General features: G+C 37.4%; 15 protein-coding genes. 8 read left to right on the top strand and 7 right to left on the bottom strand.

Annotation, left to right across the window (positions count from 1 at the left end; all coding sequences use genetic code 11):
- Positions 1-99: 99 nt before the first annotated feature.
- Entirely contained in the window at positions 100-816 is a 717-nt protein-coding gene (locus tag MHB55_RS19610; RefSeq protein ID WP_144539341.1) for a YebC/PmpR family DNA-binding transcriptional regulator, read from the top strand.
- 204 nt (positions 817-1,020) lie between these two features.
- A complete protein-coding gene (locus MHB55_RS19605) occupies positions 1,021-1,461 on the top strand; it encodes a hypothetical protein (RefSeq protein ID WP_186318203.1) in 441 nt (146 codons plus the stop codon).
- Between the two features lie 207 nt (positions 1,462-1,668).
- Here MHB55_RS19605 and MHB55_RS19600 read toward each other — a convergent pair whose 3' ends face one another.
- The 4 genes from MHB55_RS19600 to MHB55_RS19585 all read right to left on the bottom strand — a co-directional run bounded on the left by MHB55_RS19600 (position 1,669) and on the right by MHB55_RS19585 (position 7,206).
- On the bottom strand, positions 1,669-2,091 hold the full coding sequence (locus MHB55_RS19600) for a DUF4395 domain-containing protein (RefSeq protein WP_151112322.1): 423 nt from the start codon (positions 2,089-2,091) through the stop codon (positions 1,669-1,671).
- A 156-nt stretch (positions 2,092-2,247) separates the two neighbouring features.
- Positions 2,248-3,903, bottom strand: coding sequence for a ribosomal protection-like ABC-F family protein (gene abc-f / locus MHB55_RS19595; protein ID WP_340863870.1), 1,656 nt, complete (start codon positions 3,901-3,903; stop codon positions 2,248-2,250).
- 297 nt (positions 3,904-4,200) lie between these two features.
- On the bottom strand, positions 4,201-6,171 hold the full coding sequence (locus MHB55_RS19590) for a TRAP transporter permease (RefSeq protein WP_340863869.1): 1,971 nt from the start codon (positions 6,169-6,171) through the stop codon (positions 4,201-4,203).
- A 39-nt stretch (positions 6,172-6,210) separates the two neighbouring features.
- The gene (locus MHB55_RS19585) at positions 6,211-7,206 is read right to left on the bottom strand and encodes a TAXI family TRAP transporter solute-binding subunit (RefSeq protein ID WP_340863868.1); all 996 of its coding nucleotides are present in this window, start codon (positions 7,204-7,206) and stop codon (positions 6,211-6,213) included.
- A 322-nt stretch (positions 7,207-7,528) separates the two neighbouring features.
- On the opposite strand from MHB55_RS19585, the gene dapD reads away from it, so the two are divergent.
- The 3 genes from dapD (at position 7,529) to MHB55_RS19570 (ending at position 10,673) form a co-directional block, all read left to right on the top strand.
- On the top strand, positions 7,529-8,242 hold the full coding sequence (gene dapD / locus MHB55_RS19580; RefSeq protein WP_144539347.1) for a 2,3,4,5-tetrahydropyridine-2,6-dicarboxylate N-acetyltransferase: 714 nt from the start codon (positions 7,529-7,531) through the stop codon (positions 8,240-8,242).
- Positions 8,243-8,253: 11 nt separating this feature from the next.
- Positions 8,254-9,381, top strand: a complete 1,128-nt coding sequence (locus MHB55_RS19575; protein WP_144539349.1) for an amidohydrolase — start codon at positions 8,254-8,256, stop codon at positions 9,379-9,381.
- 482 nt (positions 9,382-9,863) lie between these two features.
- Entirely contained in the window at positions 9,864-10,673 is an 810-nt protein-coding gene (locus MHB55_RS19570; protein ID WP_144539351.1) for a methyltransferase domain-containing protein, read from the top strand.
- Between the two features lie 53 nt (positions 10,674-10,726).
- Here MHB55_RS19570 and asnB read toward each other — a convergent pair whose 3' ends face one another.
- The 3 genes from asnB to MHB55_RS19555 form a co-directional block, all read right to left on the bottom strand.
- Complete coding sequence (gene asnB, locus MHB55_RS19565; protein ID WP_340863867.1) at positions 10,727-12,571, bottom strand: asparagine synthase (glutamine-hydrolyzing); 1,845 nt, start codon at positions 12,569-12,571, stop codon at positions 10,727-10,729.
- 129 nt (positions 12,572-12,700) lie between these two features.
- The gene (locus tag MHB55_RS19560; RefSeq protein WP_144539355.1) at positions 12,701-13,939 is read right to left on the bottom strand and encodes an ABC transporter permease; all 1,239 of its coding nucleotides are present in this window, start codon (positions 13,937-13,939) and stop codon (positions 12,701-12,703) included.
- On the bottom strand, positions 13,932-14,831 hold the full coding sequence (locus MHB55_RS19555) for an ABC transporter ATP-binding protein (protein WP_151112334.1): 900 nt from the start codon (positions 14,829-14,831) through the stop codon (positions 13,932-13,934). The genes MHB55_RS19560 and MHB55_RS19555 overlap by 8 nt, the downstream gene beginning before the upstream one ends.
- Positions 14,832-14,966: 135 nt before the next feature.
- Here MHB55_RS19555 and MHB55_RS19550 point away from each other — a divergent pair, with 135 nt between their 5' ends.
- The 3 genes from MHB55_RS19550 (at position 14,967) to MHB55_RS19540 (ending at position 17,462) form a co-directional block, all read left to right on the top strand.
- Entirely contained in the window at positions 14,967-16,379 is a 1,413-nt protein-coding gene (locus MHB55_RS19550; RefSeq protein ID WP_340863866.1) for a stalk domain-containing protein, read from the top strand.
- A gap of 85 nt (positions 16,380-16,464) precedes the next feature.
- Positions 16,465-16,923, top strand: a complete 459-nt coding sequence (locus MHB55_RS19545) for a GNAT family N-acetyltransferase (protein WP_340863865.1) — start codon at positions 16,465-16,467, stop codon at positions 16,921-16,923.
- An 80-nt stretch (positions 16,924-17,003) separates the two neighbouring features.
- Positions 17,004-17,462 carry a GNAT family N-acetyltransferase gene (locus MHB55_RS19540; protein WP_154312155.1) on the top strand — a complete coding sequence of 153 codons (459 nt, stop codon included), beginning with the start codon at positions 17,004-17,006 and terminating at the stop codon, positions 17,460-17,462.
- Positions 17,463-17,562 lie beyond the last annotated feature (100 nt).

Below are 17,562 nucleotides of genomic sequence, written 5' to 3'. Positions count from 1 at the left end.
TAATGTATTTATTTTTGCTACTTATACTGGTTCTAATGTATAATAACACAGTAGAATTCTAGAGTACGAAAACAATATGTGAAAGAGAGTGGGACTTTTATGGGTCGTAAGTGGAATAATATTAAGGAAAAGAAAGCTTCCAAAGATGCTAATACTAGCCGTATCTATGCTAAATTTGGTCGTGAAATATATGTTGCAGCAAGACAAGGTGAGCCAGATCCTGTCTCTAACCAAGCTTTAAAGGTCGTATTAGAGCGTGCAAAAACTTACAGTGTGCCAAAGCATATTATTGATAAAGCGATTGAAAAAGCAAAAGGTGGATCAGAGGAAAGCTATGATGAGCTTCGCTATGAAGGATTTGGTCCAGGAGGATCAATGGTTATTGTAGATGCATTAACAAATAACGTAAACCGTACTGCTTCTGATGTTCGTGCTGCATTTGGTAAAAATGGCGGCAACATGGGAGTTAGTGGTTCTGTGTCTTATATGTTTGATGCAACAGCAGTTATAGGTTTAGAAGGCAAAACTGCCGATGAGGTGTTGGAAATCCTGATGGAAGCAGACGTAGATGCTCGTGACATTTTAGAAGAAGAAGATGCAGTCATCGTTTACGCTGAGCCTGACCAATTCCATGTGGTGCAAGAAGCTTTAAGAGCTGCGGGAGTTGAAGAATTTACAATTTCTGAACTAACAATGCTTGCACAAAACGATATTGCGTTAGATGCAGATGCACAAGCCCAATTTGAAAAAATGATTGATGCTATCGAAGATTTAGAGGATGTTCAGCAGGTTTATCATAATGTAGATTTAGCATAAATATAGGAAAGTAAAAGTCTCATTTACAGGAAGCTGTAGATGGGATTTTTTTTGAGTAGAAAGTAATCTATCTACTTAAAAAACATGAATAATAGATGTTAGTTTTTTGCTATAGGCTAATTATAAACAATACTTTTATATATAAATTAGGACTCAAGAAACTGTTTGTTTTGTGATGCGTCAAATGTAGAAAGGGGGAATAGGATGAGAAGTTTTTTTGCTACATGTTTAGTTATTTTATTCATAGCAAGCCCTATCAAAACAATGGCTGACTGGGCATATCCCTTCGTAGTATGGGATGGATATGTTTATGTTCTGCAAGATGAAGAGGTCAATGAAATTGGTAAGGAAATTGGTCATGTTACAAAATACTCCGATCTAGAAGGGTCTTACTCAGGGAATTTTTCTAATGCTTACCCAAGAGGAACTAAATATTATGAAGTAAAGGAAGTTAGTAGTAAGGAGGCAATTGCAGTAGAAGTTTCCTCAGGGACTTATAGAGTGGCTGAGCGAGGAGGTCCATATGGGGGGAACAGATATGCATTTTGGGATCCCGATTCACCGTTTTTTATAATTGGAATTTTATTTGTAGCTGTATTTACAGTTGTAGTGTATTTTTCGGTAAGGGAGAGGAAGAACGATTAAATGAAGGAGAAACACCAGAACCTATTACGGTGACTAGTGCAATGGGGAAAACCTTATATAATGACTTAAGAATGGCCGCTCTAAATGATTTGAGCAGCCATATAATTACTTATTGCTATAGTTTAGAGCCTTAAAAAGAAAAGATTGAAAAAACAAGGGAGAACTATGATTACAAACAGTTCTTCTCTTTTCTAGTTGTAGAAAATCTTAATGTGTTGCAGAGTTATTTCTTCGATACTTCCATTGCTGGTATTGGAAACGAAAGAAGCAGCCTATACAAAATCCTAGTATAGCAATAAATGCAGCTAAACCGACCATAACAGTTGCAATATTAAATGAAATACTCCACTTCAAAAAGAAGCTAATACTAGCTATAAGTAAAAAGCCAACTGCCAACCATTGATTAAACCTTAGCTGAGCATAATCTTCTTGAATATATTTCTTACTAGGCTTCTTTAGAAATCTTTTGGCTACAACTAAAATGGGATGAAAACCAAATAATAAACTAGATAAATTGGCAATTAACGGAATGAGCAGAATCCATGCTGATTGAGTGATAAGCGCGATGACGACAGAGATTACAATTGTCCATTGATTGACCATAACGAGAGGCTTCGGAATTGTCTTCATGATAAAACATACTTTTCTGATTGGATTTATTATATTATATGTTGATTCTAATAGAATGTAAAAAAATTGAATCCGTTGACCTATTTCCCGGGAAATCGACATTTTTATGCTCCTAACGACAAATGGCTGCTCTGGGATTTTGAGCAGCCATTTTGTTTACTTATTTTTTAGTTGATTTATCTTTTGGGTTAGCATTTTAAATTGTTCATCTAATTCCATGTACTTGGAATCTTTAGATGGAAGATAGCTTAATTGACCTAGTACAGCTTGTCGCTCTGTTTCTAGAGCTAGAAGTAACTTGTTATTGTCGTTTTCTTCGCTTCTACTAAGCCAATCAGTATAATTCATCTCAAGCTTTTGAATTCTATTTTTATCAAATATAAGAAGCTTGTTTGTTAGCCTTTCTAAAAAATAACGGTCATGGGTTACGAGTAAAATAGTACCGGGATACGTAGACAGTGTCCTTTCTAGCTGTTCTCGAGAAGGCAAATCGAGATGGTTCGTAGGCTCATCTAAAATGAGTACATCCTTTTGATCTACCATGAACTCCATTAACTTTAGTTTTACTCTTTCTCCCATACTCATTGTAGAAATTGGTCTTAACCAATGATCCTTAGAGAAGCCCAAATTGTTCATTAAGGTTTGAATTACACCCCTTGTATCATAATCGGTAGTTGCAAAAAAGTCAGAGGGGGTTTGATCTTCTGGAAGATCGAATACTGTTTGGCGTAAAAAGCCGATGTTCATTGATTCGGTTTTCCAAAGCTCACCTTCAAATGTTTCTTCTCCAGTCAGCATTCGGAAAAAGGTTGTTTTACCACTACCATTTGATCCGAGGATTCCAACACGTTCTTTAGCTTGGATAGTAAAGGAAGCTTTTTGAAATAGAATTTCTTCGTTAAAAGATTTGCTTAAATTTTTAGCTTCTATAACGCGTTTCCCTTTTTTCTTATTACCTTCAATAGAGAAATTGATTTCCTTTTCCTCTACTGGACGTTCTACTTGATATTTGGAAAGCTCTAGCTCTAGTCGTTTTTGCTTGGAGCGAATTTGAACATCCTTTTTCTTAGCCTTCATACGAAAATACTCTTTTGCACCGTCTTTTTTTGTCGATTCTTCATGTGCTTTGTTGGACCAATTTTTCAATACTTCCATTTGCTTTTCAACTTGTCGGATTTTTGATTGTTGTGCATCATATTCTCTTTGATGAGTGATAAGTTTTTCTTCTTTTCTTTTACGATAGGTAGAATAATTTCCTGTATAGACGGTTAGGTTTTTATTTTCAATTTCCCAAATATAATTTGATACTTCATCTAAAAAGTATCGATCATGTGATACTAATATAATCGTTCCAGAATAGGTAGCTATTTCTTCTTTTAAGAAGGATAGACTACTTTGATCTAAATGATTAGTAGGCTCATCAAGTAAAAGTAACTGAGAACTTTCTGCAAAATCCTTAGACAGTCTTTTTTTCATTTTTTCTCCGCCACTTAATGCATCGTAAGGACGATTATTAGGGACAGACCACTTACTGATATAGGTCCGTTCATCTTTTTCCTCTACATTTGAATGGAAATGCTCATCTTCTTGCTTGAAATAGCTGATGGTGGGAGTAGTCCCTATCCATTCGATTTGTCCGGAAGTGGGAGAGCTTTCACCTGAAAGAATGGAAAGAAGAGAAGATTTTCCTTCACCATTTCTACCGACAATTCCTATTACAGCCCCTAAATGTATATCGGTTTTTATATTGTTAATGATCTCTTTGTCACCATGGGTTATGCTGATGTTCGTTAATCTTCCTTGTAAAGTCATTGTATTACCTCCCTTGGAGAGATAAAAAAAATCCCTCCGATTTAGACGGAAGGATTTTACTGGCCATTTAGTGTACGACAAAAAATAACTACAAATATATATGCCTGTAGTAATTTATTATCTCAATTTGAAAAATGGGCAGACTAATCCTATTTCCGTCAAAGCTAAAAATATTTTTCTGCATGAAGCAGTAATATTAAGCGAGAAATAAGATTATAAAATCATTGTCCACCCATCGTCCCTTCGATATTAGTTACTATATAATATAACATATTCTTCTGAAAATTAAAGAGGTAATTAATACAATGCTTGACTCGACCTAGGGCCCTCTATTCCAAGCTCATCGTCTGTTCTTCTTTTTTGTATGAACCAAATTCCTAGTATGAGTACAATCCCAAGTACACTACTTAAAATTTCTGGAACAATAAGCATTAACCCAGCCACAAATAAGATGAATCGTTCCCAGACCTTAGAGTACCTTATAAAATAGCCAATCATGGAACTGCTGACAGCTACCATTCCTACTAAGGAAGCAGTAACAGAGATGATAAGCATTACTGGTTCTACATCTACCATTACTAAGATTGGATTATAGATAAAGATAAACGGAACGATAAAGGCAGCGATGGCTAGTTTGACGGCGTTCATACCTGTTTTAAAAGGGTTTGCTCCTGCAATACCTGCCCCGGCATAAGCTGCAAGACAGACAGGTGGAGTGATATCTGCGACTATACCAAAATAGAATACAAACATATGGGCAGCAATTGGAGCTACTCCGAATTCATTTATTAAAACTGGAGCGGCAATAGTAGCTGTGACTACATAGTTTGCTGTAGTGGGTAATCCCATCCCCAATACAATACAAGCAATCATGGTAAATATTAGAGCGAGAATGAGATATCCGTTTGATAGAGCTATAACTCCAGCAGCAAATTTGGAGCCAAGGCCAGTCATACTAACAATTCCAGCTATGACACCAGCTGTGGCAACGGCTGCTATAACCGGTAGAGCGACTCTTGTACCTTGTTCTAATACATTTATAGTTTGCTTAAAGGACATCCTTGTTTCTTTGCGTATTAAGCTTACTAAAAATGCAGCGACTATTCCAAAAAGTGCAGCACGTTGTGGGGTAAAACCATAAATTATCGTCCCAGTAATAACGAAGAGAGGTAAAAGCATATACCAATTTCGTTTCATAGTCTTTCTAAAAGAAGGCAATTGAGACTTTGGGAGCCCAAGTATTTTCAGTTTTTTTGCTTCAAAATGAGTGCCGATAAAGATACCTGTGAAATACAATATCGCTGGTATAATCGCCGCCATCATAATAGTTCCATACGATACACCCAAAATTTCCATCATGATAAAGGCCGCGGCGCCCATCATTGGAGGCATAATTTGTCCTCCGGTAGATGCAGCAGCTTCGGTTGCGCCAGCAAATTCAGGCTTAAAACCTGCTTTTTTCATCATAGGGATAGTAAAGGACCCTGTTGCGACTGTATTACCAACGGAGCTACCTGATATAGTCCCTTGCAATGCACTTGCTACAACAGCTGTTTTTGCAGTACCTCCTGTATATCTTCCGGTTAAAGAAAAGGCTAAATCATTGAAGAACTTCCCTACATTTGTTTGTACGAGCATTACGCCAAAGAATAGGAAGAGGAATATAAACTTTGCTGAAATTTGAACAGGGGTGCCGAATATTCCACTTTCTTTGTACCAAAGTGCAGTAGCGGTTCGCTCTAAAGAAAATCCAGGATGGGAAAGGATTTGAGTAGGGACAAAATTTCCGAAGATAGCATAAAGTATGGCTACTAAAGCCACTATGACGATTGGTAAGCCAACCGTTCTTCTGGTCGCTTCTAGGACAAGAAGAATCCCAAGGACGGAGATGATTATGTCAGGTATGCTATATCCGGAAATTCTGCTCTGTAGAATAGAATCAAAAAAGATTATTTTATGATAGGTTACATACATGGCGGTAAAGGCAAGCACGATGTCATACCAAGGTATTTTCTTTTGTGTTTTAAGTAGGTCTCTTTTTAATGGGTACAATAGAAAAATGACACCGAGAGCAGTTCCTACATGAACGGCACCTTGTTTTTGAGTTGGCAGGGTTCCAAAATAGGCCGTGTATAAATGGAATACGGTTAAGGCCACCCCTAAAAAGGTAACAACCCATGCCCATTTTCCAATATTTGATCGAAACTGATTTTCCTTATCATATTTCTCTAGTATATCTTGTGCATTTATTGGTTGCTGATCTTTCATTGTCTCACCTCATTTTTAATTGGATTTTATACCTCGATTTTATTTCACATCGTCCAAGCTTTTAATGTCAGAGCTTTTACGCGTAACAATTTGAATAACCTCTGGATAAATATGACCAATAAATGCGGCGTTTGGAACTTCATGTCCTTCAAATGCTGCCTCGCCATTGACTGCTTGTAATGCTGGTACATGTACAGACATACCTAAATCCATGTTTCCATCTCGAATACTAGATAGGTTTTCTACAGATGCGCCAGTTTCTGTGTTTGTTAAGTTAAATCCTTCGATATGTTTATTCCAAATACTTGCCATCTCTCCCCCTAGTGGATAATAAGTGCCGCCTTGACTTCCAGTTCCGAGTATAAAATCATTCTTGCGGTTGCTTTTGTCAGCAGTAAGCTCTGCTACTGGGTTGTCAATAGTGAGACCCTGTTCCTCATAATAACGCTTTGCGCCAGGATGAATAGGAAGCCCCTCAGCCCCGTTTAGTGCGTTTTCTAAAATCATCTGCTTTGCTTGAGCATGTGTATTTTCACTTGCGTTTTCAATCATTATCTTTGCTAGCTCATAACCAAGCTCATCATCGATCGTATCTGTACTTCCCATTAAAATAGCGTAGGCAGTCACAGTTTCCACATCTGAATCTAAAAAGTCATACGTATCCTTAGGAATAGTGTGACGTCTATATCCGCTATTCTCTTCAATATAAGAGATTGCATCATCAGATAAGCTCATCATCACAACATCTCCTGCAGAATTTTGCAAGCTTTCGATACTTGCAGCCGGGAGCCCAAGGATACCTATAGAAATATCAATATTTCCATCCTGCACACCATCAGCAGCATCGCCAAAGCCCTCCTGATAAGCTTTGTAATCATCATCAGTAATTCCATAGGCATCTAAAATTAGCTTAGAGACGGAGCTAGTCTCACTAGCTGGAGGGCCGATAGCAATATTTGGCTTCCCTCCACTACACGCTGCAACCAAAAGTGCCAAAACCATTAACAAGACAAGACTAAGACTCTTTTTTATCAATTTCTCTCCCCCAAGGTTTATTTTTCACCCAAATGATAGCGCTTCCATTATGTTGTAAAAAAATAAGCCAGTTGGCATATCAAATAGATGATTATTAATATTATACTTTTAATCTATAATTTTACAACCAAATATCAGTATTTTCTGATTTTTTATAAAGGGTTGCAGGATTATTACAGGTGCCAGGCACCTGTAATAATCCTGCAACAATCCCTTTTAATATGTAGATAAGATAATTAATTATTTGAAAATGTATTTAAATTCGTGATTTTTAATAAAAATTACTGTACAATAAGCACATATTTGAGGAGGTAATGAGAACATGAAACAGTTAGATGCACATGAGATTATTTCTTACATTCAACACGCAAAAAAATCTACGCAAGTGAAGGTATACATAAAAGGAACTGGGATTGACCAACTTTCTTTCGGAGAAAATACAAAGGTTTTTGGACAAGGGAATTCTCTTATTCTATTTGGAGAATGGTCTGAAATTCAACCGACATTAGATGAATATAAAGCACAAATTGAAGATATAGTAGTTGAAAATGAAAGCAGAAACTCTGCAATACCTTTATTAGATTTAAAAGGTATTAATGCAAGAATTGAGCCAGGTGCAGTTATTCGTGATCAAGTGAGCATTGGTGATAATGCAATTATCATGCTAGGTGCTGTAATCAACATTGGCGCAGTCATTGGTAAAGGTACAATGATCGACATGGGAGCAATCCTTGGTGGTCGTGCAACAGTGGGAGATAACTGTCACATTGGAGCTGGAGCAGTGCTTGCAGGTGTTATTGAGCCACCTTCTGCAACTCCAGTAATAATTGAAGACGACGTATTAATCGGTGCTAATGCTGTAGTTTTAGAGGGGTGCCGAGTTGGCAAAGGAGCAGTTGTTGCGGCTGGAGCAGTTGTAACAAAAGATGTACCGCCATATACAGTAGTTGCGGGCACACCAGCTAAGGTAATTAAAGATATCGATGCACAAACAAAATCTAAAACAGAAATTATGCAAGAACTACGTCAAATTTAAGAAGGTGACACATGAAAACCTTACTTGATATTCGTCGCGATTTGCATCGTATACCGGAGCTTGGATTTAAAGAGGTGAAAACGCAGGTTTACTTATTGGAGCAAATCCATTCGCTTCCACAGGATCGATTAACGATTGTTACATGGAAGACAGGAATTGTCGTGAAAGTAGAAGGACTCCAGCCAACTCAAACGATTGGCTGGAGGACTGATATTGACGGTCTCCCAATCACGGAGGCTACCGATGTTGCCTTTTCATCTGAGCACCCTGGTAGAATGCATGCCTGCGGGCACGATATGCATATGACCGTTGCGCTCGGTTTGCTTCAAAAAATAGTAGAGTCACCATTAAACGATCATATGGTGTTCTTGTTTCAACCAGCAGAGGAAAGTCCAGGTGGTGCTCTTCCGATGTTACATTGGCTAAAGGAAGAACAGCCCGAGCTTATGCCAGACAAGATATTTGCTTATCACGTAGCTCCAGAATATCCAGTTGGTACGATAGCTACTCGCCCTGGCTTACTATTTGCCAATACCTCTGAGCTCTATATAGACTTAGTAGGGAAGGAGGGCCATGCTGCCTATCCACACCAAGCAAAGGATATGTCGATTGCGGCCGCGACTCTTTTGCTACAGTTGCAGTCTATCGTTAGCCGAGTAGTCAATCCAATGAAGCCTGCAGTTTTAACTATTGGAAAGTTTTCATCGGGAACTGTCCAAAATATTATTTCTGGTCATGCTCGTTTAGAGGGAACTATTCGGACAATGGATGCTTCTACAATGACACTCATTAAAGAAAAAATAGAAGCATTCTGCCATGCCACTGAAATAGCATTTGATTGTGACGTGAAAATCGATTATGGGTCTTCTTATTATCAGGTATATAACAATGAGGTTATCGCCAATGATTTTCTAGCTTTTGCAGAGCAGCATGAAGCAACCAACGCCATCCACTGTGAGGCCGCGATGACAGGCGAGGATTTTGGCTATTTCTTAAAGGACATACCAGGCATGTTATTCTGGGCTGGTGTCGATTCTCCTTTTGGACTTCACCATGCGAAGATGAATCCAAGTGAAAAGGTTTTAGACTATCTCGTTCCTTTTGTAGACAAATACTTCAGAACACTTACAAGCAAATAGACTGGACAGAGATGATGAATCTCTGTCTTTTTTTTCTAAGAAACAATAAAGTCTTCTGATTTATTGCCTTTAGAGTAGGATTGAATTTTTTTGAAAATGGAGGTAATTTTAGCAAAATCATACTATCTATTACACATGCTTTTCGCTTCATCTGATTCTATTTGATGGCTGAATATAACAGTATAAGTTATTCCCCTCTAATTACTCTCAATCTAATAATTGGAGCGACAGGCGGCGACTGCAGTGGGATGAGTGAGACAGATAAGACATCACAACGTGCGCGCTAGCGACGGTGGTGGCTTATCGCTCACCCCACGGAAAGCGCCCGCCGAGAGCGGAAATTTGCCATCTATATTCATACTTGCCGGGTAAACTATTTCTATTTAATAATTGAAAACAGTATAAGTTATTTCATCTAGCAGGAATTATCCTATCGCAAATAGAACTAATATTAAAATTGATGAAGAATGTAGGTGCTTGTTATGAGTGACATTATTAGTTATTACAACCAATTTGATGAGTGGGGTAGACTTGAAAGAGAACCAATTGAATTTCAAGTGAATTGGCATTACATAAAGAGATATCTTCCTCCTGCTGGGAATGTACTCGATAACGGGGCGGGACCGGGGAAATATTCAATCAAGCTAGCAATGGAGGGCTATAGTGTAACCCTAACTGACCTTACACCGAAACTAGTAGAGATAGCGAAAGAAAAAGCAGAAGAATTTCATCTGGAAAATCACTTCTCAGATTTTCTTGTAGCAGATGCAAGAGACTTATCCGAGATCAAAGATGAGCAGTTTGATGCGGCTCTTATGCTTGGACCTATGTATCATTTACAGGAAGAAGCCGACCGGATAAAAGCAATACGTGAATTACATAGAGTAACCAAAAAGAATGGGCTTGTTTTTATTGCGTTTATGCCTAGGATTAAGCACATACTTACTTCTCTCATGTACCCTGAAAATTGGAAGCCAAATAACCAGATGAAAAGCATTCAACAATTTAACGACACAGGCAGCTTTAATCACCAAGAAGCTGGGCGTTTTACAGGAGCGTATTATTTTAATATCGAAGAGATAAAGCCGTTCATGGAAGCACATGGATTTGAAAGCTTAGAATTAATAGGCTCAAATGTCGCTTCAATATTGAATAAGGAAAATTGGAACTACTGGAAAGACAAAGGTGAGCAGGAATACAAAAAGCTAATTGACCTGCTGATTGAAAAAGCCAATGACCCTTATATTTTAGGGATATCTTCTCACCTATTGTATATTGGAGTAAAAAAATAGCTGAACAATAAAGAGGGTGAAAGTGATTTGTCACCGCCACCCTCTAACATTTATTAATCCACCAATTGAACATTATAATCTTTAAACCAAATATGCGTTTGAGCTAAGTAAGCTAATAGCTGGGGACCAGTCATTAATTGTCCAAACCAAGGAATCTTAAAGGCCTCTCCATTAGATTCGATTAATGTTTGAAGACTTCTAGGGTCAAATAGTTCATGCAATATAGAATTCTTATCTAGCAGTTGCTCCTTCAGCATGAGCTGAACCTTTGCTGCATAGACCGGATTATGGGTTTTTGGATAAGGGCTCTTTTTACGATAGAGCACTTCGTTTGGAAGAATTCCCTCTAATGCCTTTCTAAGAATGCCTTTTTCTTGGTTTCCAACCATTTTAAAATCCCACGGAATATTCCACGCATACTCTACAAGACGATGGTCTGCAAAGGGGACACGCACTTCTAAGCTTGCTCCCATGCTCATCCGGTCTTTTCGTTCCAAAAGTGTGGACATAAACCAAATCATATTCATATAAAAGAGATTTCTTCGTTCTGCTTCTAAGGAGGACTCGCCAATCAGCTGAGGTGTTTCTGCTACGCTTATATCATATGCGTTTTGTACATAATCTTCTATTTTCAATTTTTGTTGCCAGCTATCGTTTAGCAAGGAGTGTCTTTCATGCTTGGATCGAATCCAAGGGAAGCCTGTTTCTGCATTTCCAACCTTATGAAACCAAGGATAGCCCCCAAATATCTCATCCGCACATTCTCCGGACAATCCTACGGTAAAATCCTTTTTTATTTCTTTACAGAACCATAGTAAAGAGGAGTCTATATCTGCCATTCCAGGTAAATCACGTACATGGACTGCCTCCGTTAAAAATTGAGCTAGATCATCCTGTGTAATGACTGAAAAGTGGTGAGTAGTATGAAGAGAGCTAGAGACTTTTTGGATGAAAGGGAAGTCCTCGCTAGGCTGAAATTCATTTCCCTTGAAGTGGACATTATTGTTTTCATAATCAATCGAGTAAGTATGAAGAGGGGGTATTCCATCTCTTTTATAAGCATTTGCAGCAATTGCAGAAATAGCACTAGAATCTATTCCTCCCGAAAGGAATGTACATAAAGGCACATCGGATACAAGCTGTCTTTCTACCGCATCTGTTACTAAGTAACGTACTTTTTCTACCGTTTCCTCTAATGTGTCGGTATGCTCTTTACTTTCCACGTTCCAATACCGCCACATACGCAGGCCGTTTTTCGAAAAAGTTAATGCATGTGCTGGTCTAAGCTCCTTTATCCCTTTATATACACCGAATCCAGGAGTGCGGGAAGGCCCAAGCCCAATAATCTCTGATAATCCATTCTGATCAATCTCTGTTGGAACACCTGGGTGTGCAAGCAATGCCTTTAATTCAGATCCGAATAGCAATCCATCATTTCTTTCCGTAAAAAACAATGGCTTTACTCCTAAGCGGTCTCTTGCTATAAAAACCTTTTGCTCTTCTTCATCCCAAATGGCAAAAGCAAAAATTCCATTGAAGTAATCAACACACTTTTCCTTCCATTCAATATAAGAGGTTAATAATACCTCTGTATCTGAATGCCCTGAGAATGAATGCCCTCTACTTAATAATTCCTTTCGTAAATCTTCCGTATTATAAAGCTCTCCATTATAGCAAAGCGTATAATTCCTAGATTGATAGCTTTTGCTCATTGGCTGTTTGCCTCCAACGGGATCAACAACAGTCAATCTTCGATGACCGAAGAGAGCATGGACCGCACTCCACACATTATGATCATCTGGTCCCCGCTTTTTTAAACTCTCTGCCATTTTCTCCACAACAGGAGAATACCCCCGTAAATCTTTTCTAAAATCAACCCATCCGGTTATTCCACACATATAATTCGCATCCCTTCTTTCACCCCCATAGTATATGCAAAAAAGTGCTGAAAAAGTGACGAGAGATAAGTGACCGAAATAAGTAAAAGTACCACGAACATGTGAGGTTCGTGGTACTTTCATTTAGGATTATGTTGTTACCTTTAATACAGTTTTAATCTTTTGGATAATACCGCCTGAGCTATAAGTAAGAACGCTTCGTTTATAGAAGGACAGGCTGATGATGAATGCTACGATAGAGGTAACGGTTAGTATTAGTAAAGCTAGCATCGGCTCAAATGCCCCGATGTCAGTTGCACCAATGCGTAATGGCATTACCATACCCGATGTAAATGGTATGTAAGAGAATACCTTTACTAGCATGGTGTCTGGACTTTGCGCTCCGAAAATTAATACATAAAATCCTATGATTCCGATGATAGTCATTGGCATAACTGCCTGACCAGCTTCCTCTACTTTAGATACGAGTGAGCCTAATAATGCACCAATGATTAAATTTAGCACAATGGTCATGATTAAAAATGCCAGGGCATAACCAATATAAGAATAGGAAAGCTCCTCAATCATAGGCTGTAAACTATCTATTTTAGAGCCTCCATCAACTGTCATAAAAATAACTGCTAACAAAATTATCAAAGCTCCAATTTGTGTAATTGCCAAGAGAAATGTACCTGTTAATTTAGCTATTAAATGAGTAGATGGTTTAACACTTGCAAGAAGAACCTCTAAAACACGAGAACCTTTTTCAGAAGCCACATCTGTTGTTATCATAGATAAAAAGGATATTAAGAAACCATAAATTAAGGAGCCGATGAGCATAGAAGCGACGATTCCTACCGCCTTCTCATCCTCACTCTTGCCCCCAGCAGAGGCTTCATCTAAATTTTTCATTGTAATGATGGTTTCGGACTGTAGAATTTTATCTGCTTCTTCGGCTGTGAGGTTCAGCTGCTGTACCTCATACAATTTCCCAGCATATTGAAGAGTGGAAGATAGACTGAGCTGATCAGTAAATGCTAATGGCTCATATGTTGCTATTTCCGCGTTAAGAGAATTCTCTTCATCTTTGATAAAAATGGCAGCTGCATAGTCTCCGTCAATGACTTCTTTTTCTACCTCATCATTTGGAGAAGTAGGGAACGAAAATGCTAAATCATTATTAGATTGGAATAAAGCCTCTATATCAGCCTCTGTCTCATTTATAACTGCAATTTCTAATGCTTCACTTTCAAAGAATGCAGCCTTTATATCTGACCAAAACATTACGATGGAAATAACACCAACATAGATGGCAAGCATGATTATAAAAGATTTTGCTTTTATTTTTTGAGTATATAACTGTTTGACTAACAACCAAAATTTAGACATTCTTGCCACCTACCTTATCCTTGAAGATTTCATCTAATGACAAATAATCTAAGCTAAATTTCTCAATATACTTGCCATCAAAAATAGAGTCAAAGATTGCTTGCGCATATTTTTCATCTGCTAGTGTAAGGATATACTGGTCTTTTCCAACATGGACATACTTAACGCCCTCCATGCTTTCAAGTGTCTCCTTTGAAAGCTCCGTACGAATAGTAAGTTTTGTTTTTCCATATTGTTTCTTTAAGTCTAGCAGGCTTCCAGCATACAAAGAGACACCACGTTTTAAAAGACATAAATGATCACAAAGCTCTTCTACATTTTCCATCTGATGGCTAGAAAATAATATAGTTGTGCCCTTGTCTTTTAGCTCTAAAATGGCACCCTTCAACAAATCCTTATTTACTGGATCCAGTCCACTAAATGGTTCGTCTAGTATAAGAAATGCTGGCTGGTGAATGAAGCTTGCGATCAATTGCACCTTTTGCTGGTTTCCTTTGGACAGTGTTTCAGCTTTCGCTTTTCGTTTGTCCTCTAATTCAAAACGATCAATCCAGTAATCCACTTCTTTTTTTAGCTCCTTACGGGATTTACCACGAAGCTCTCCAAAGAAGTAAAGCTGATCCTCCACTTTCATAGCAGGGAAAATACCTCTCTCCTCGGGTAAATAACCTAAAAGATCTCTATTAATATTATTGATATTTGTACCATCCCATGTGATGGTTCCTTCCGTAGTTTCCTGTAAATCTAGTATCATCCGAAAGGTCGTAGTTTTACCGGCACCATTTTGACCGATTAAACCAAATATTTCACCTTTTTCTATGGTGAAGGAGAGATGGTCAACTGCAGTAAAATCTTGATAACGTTTGGTTACTTCATTAATTACTAACGCCATGTTTAAGCTCCATTCCTAAGTATTTTTTCGTACTACTTTATACGCATTAGAATAATAAATGTTTCAAAAAATTTTGAAACGTTTATCATGGTGTTCCGTCTAATTCACTGATGAAAACAAAGGGGATGATCAGAAATGAAAAAATTACACTATCTTTCGTTCAGCTTTATAGCAATCTGTCTTCTTCTCACACCTACATTTGTTTTGGCGAAGGAGGGAGAGGATACCATGGTTAAAGAAAACTCTAAACTGGAGAGATTTACTGGTATCGTTAAAGAAGTCGTAAATAAGGAAGACAATGTCATACTTACTGTTGAAACAGAGCAAAAAGAACCGATTGTCACTGTTTTTACAATCACAAACGAGACGCTTTTATATAATAGCGGCACAGCCAAGGAAATAGAAAAAAAAGAATTTGTCAAAGGGCAAAGAATAGAAGCCTACTATGATAAAACAAAAGCTAGGACTATGATCTATCCAGCCCAAATTTCGCCAGAGTTAATAATTGCTCATGATGACCAAAATGTAGGCTATACAAAGGTTGGAGTCTTCGATGAAAAGTTAACAAGTGAGGACAACCAATTAAAGCTGAATCTCTCTAAGGAAACGCTTGTTGTTAATAAGGATGGAGAAAGTATCGATCAAAAAAATTTAATGGGTAATGAGCTGATTGTCTTTTATAAAACCTCGACAAGAAGTATTCCTGCTCAAACAATACCGAACAAAGTAGTTGTTTTAGAAGAAAAAGATGCCAGCAACTTTATGAAATTCTCCGGTACTATTAAGGAAGTTTCTAAAAATAATAAAGAAGTAACCTTAACTGTAGAAACGAATGAGAAAGAGCCTCAGATTTCTATTTTAGTATTAAATAAAGATGTAATAGCTCTTAATAGCGCTTCTACAAAAGCGATTTCTATTGATTCCTTTAAAAAGGGGATGAAAATTGATGCCTATTACGATAAAAATAAACCAATGATTTTAATTTATCCACCAAGAATCTCTCCAGAAATCATTGTTGCTCATGAAGAAAAGAGTGGCCTAGTGAAAGTGTCAAAATTCGATAAGCAATTTGTTAGTCTAGATAAAGAGCTGAAACTTCAAATTACCAACAAAACAGAATTGGTGGATGAAAAGGGAAAGAAAATTTCCAAGAACGATTTAACAAACAAGGAGTTAATCGTATTTTATAGTTCACCTAAGAACAATCAAAAACTTACGACTCCATCAAAAATTATTGCACTAGAATATATTGAACCTGTTCAAAAAGAGCTCAACAAAATAATAGAGAATGACCATTTAATTCAAAATGGAGTTAAGATGATTCCTATACGTAAGGTGGCTCAGTATTTAGGATATGAAGTAATGTCCCATCCAAAACGTAATAGTGTGTACTTAAAGCTTGGCAATAGCTCATTTTCCATTACTAGGGGAGAGCTGAAGTATGGATACAACAGAAGTATAAGAGAATTTCAAGAGACACCCGTTCTGCACAACAAGAAAACCTATGTGTCTGAGGATATTTTAGAAATTCTTGTTCCAGAGTCTTAAAGAATATGTCGTCCGCTCATATAGAGAAGGACGGCTTTTCTTTTGGTACAATTTATATAGAGAAATATTCCAGGGGGGAAAGTAAATGAATGTATACAAAATAGACAGCGATTTTCCAATGGATTTGTTGTTGTTAGCAGATCCCGCAGAGGAATTAGTTAAAGCTTATTTAGATAAGGGTCAATGCTATATAACGAAAGCAGGAAATAAAATAATTGGCGTATATGTCTTAGTGCCTTTGAATAACCAGACTGTGGAGCTTAAAAATATAGCTGTACATGAACAACATCAAGGAAAAGGAATAGGAAAAGAATTAGTTCTCGATGCCATACAGAAATCAAAAGAGCTTGGTTATCAAAAAATAGAAGTAGGTACAGGAAACTCCAGCATAAATCAGCTTGCACTCTATCAAAAGTGTGGATTCAGAATTATTTCTGTGGATAAGGATTTTTTTAAAATTAATTATCCCGAAGAGATTGTGGAAAACGGCATTCCTTGTGTGGATATGATACGACTAGAGAGGATTTTATCCACAGAAAAATAAGAAAGCTCTAAGCGTATCATTACTTAATAGAGGTGTGTTTCGACGAACGTAGCAGGTTATGCTAGATTGGGGGAAAGATAATGCAAATTATTGAGTTACAGGAAAGGAATAACCTATTCGAAAAAGCAATTCAAGTATTTTGGAAAGAATGGGGAAATGAGCACAATTATAAATTTTATGAAGATGCTATGATTCATTCTTGTTGTTTTTCAGATATTCCAAGATTTTATGTGATGATTGAAGAGGAGGAGATCATTGGAACTTATGCGTTATTAAGAAATGACCTTAATAGTCGCCAAGACCTTTGCCCATGGCTTGCCTGCTTATTCGTGAAAGAAGAATATAGAGGTAGAGAAATAGGCTCAATGCTGCTACAACACAGCCTGAAAGAAGCAGCAAGAAAAGGATATGATAAGCTTTATTTGTCCACAGATCTTGAAGGCTATTATGAAAAATACGGGTGGAAAAATAATGGCGTTGTGTACGGCGTGAGTGGTGATCATATCAAGCTATATGAAAAGGAAACAGGTTTAAAGTAAGGTAATTCTAAAGTAAATTATTTTACTTTAACTAATGATCTATTTAGTGAAAATACAATGAGCTGGGATATATATTTCCTAGCTCATTTATGTATATCTT

Source organism: Psychrobacillus sp. FSL K6-1267 (genome assembly GCF_038003265.1).
Lineage (GTDB): Bacteria > Bacillota > Bacilli > Bacillales_A > Planococcaceae > Psychrobacillus > Psychrobacillus faecigallinarum.
This window is presented reverse-complemented; position numbering and strand designations above follow the sequence as displayed.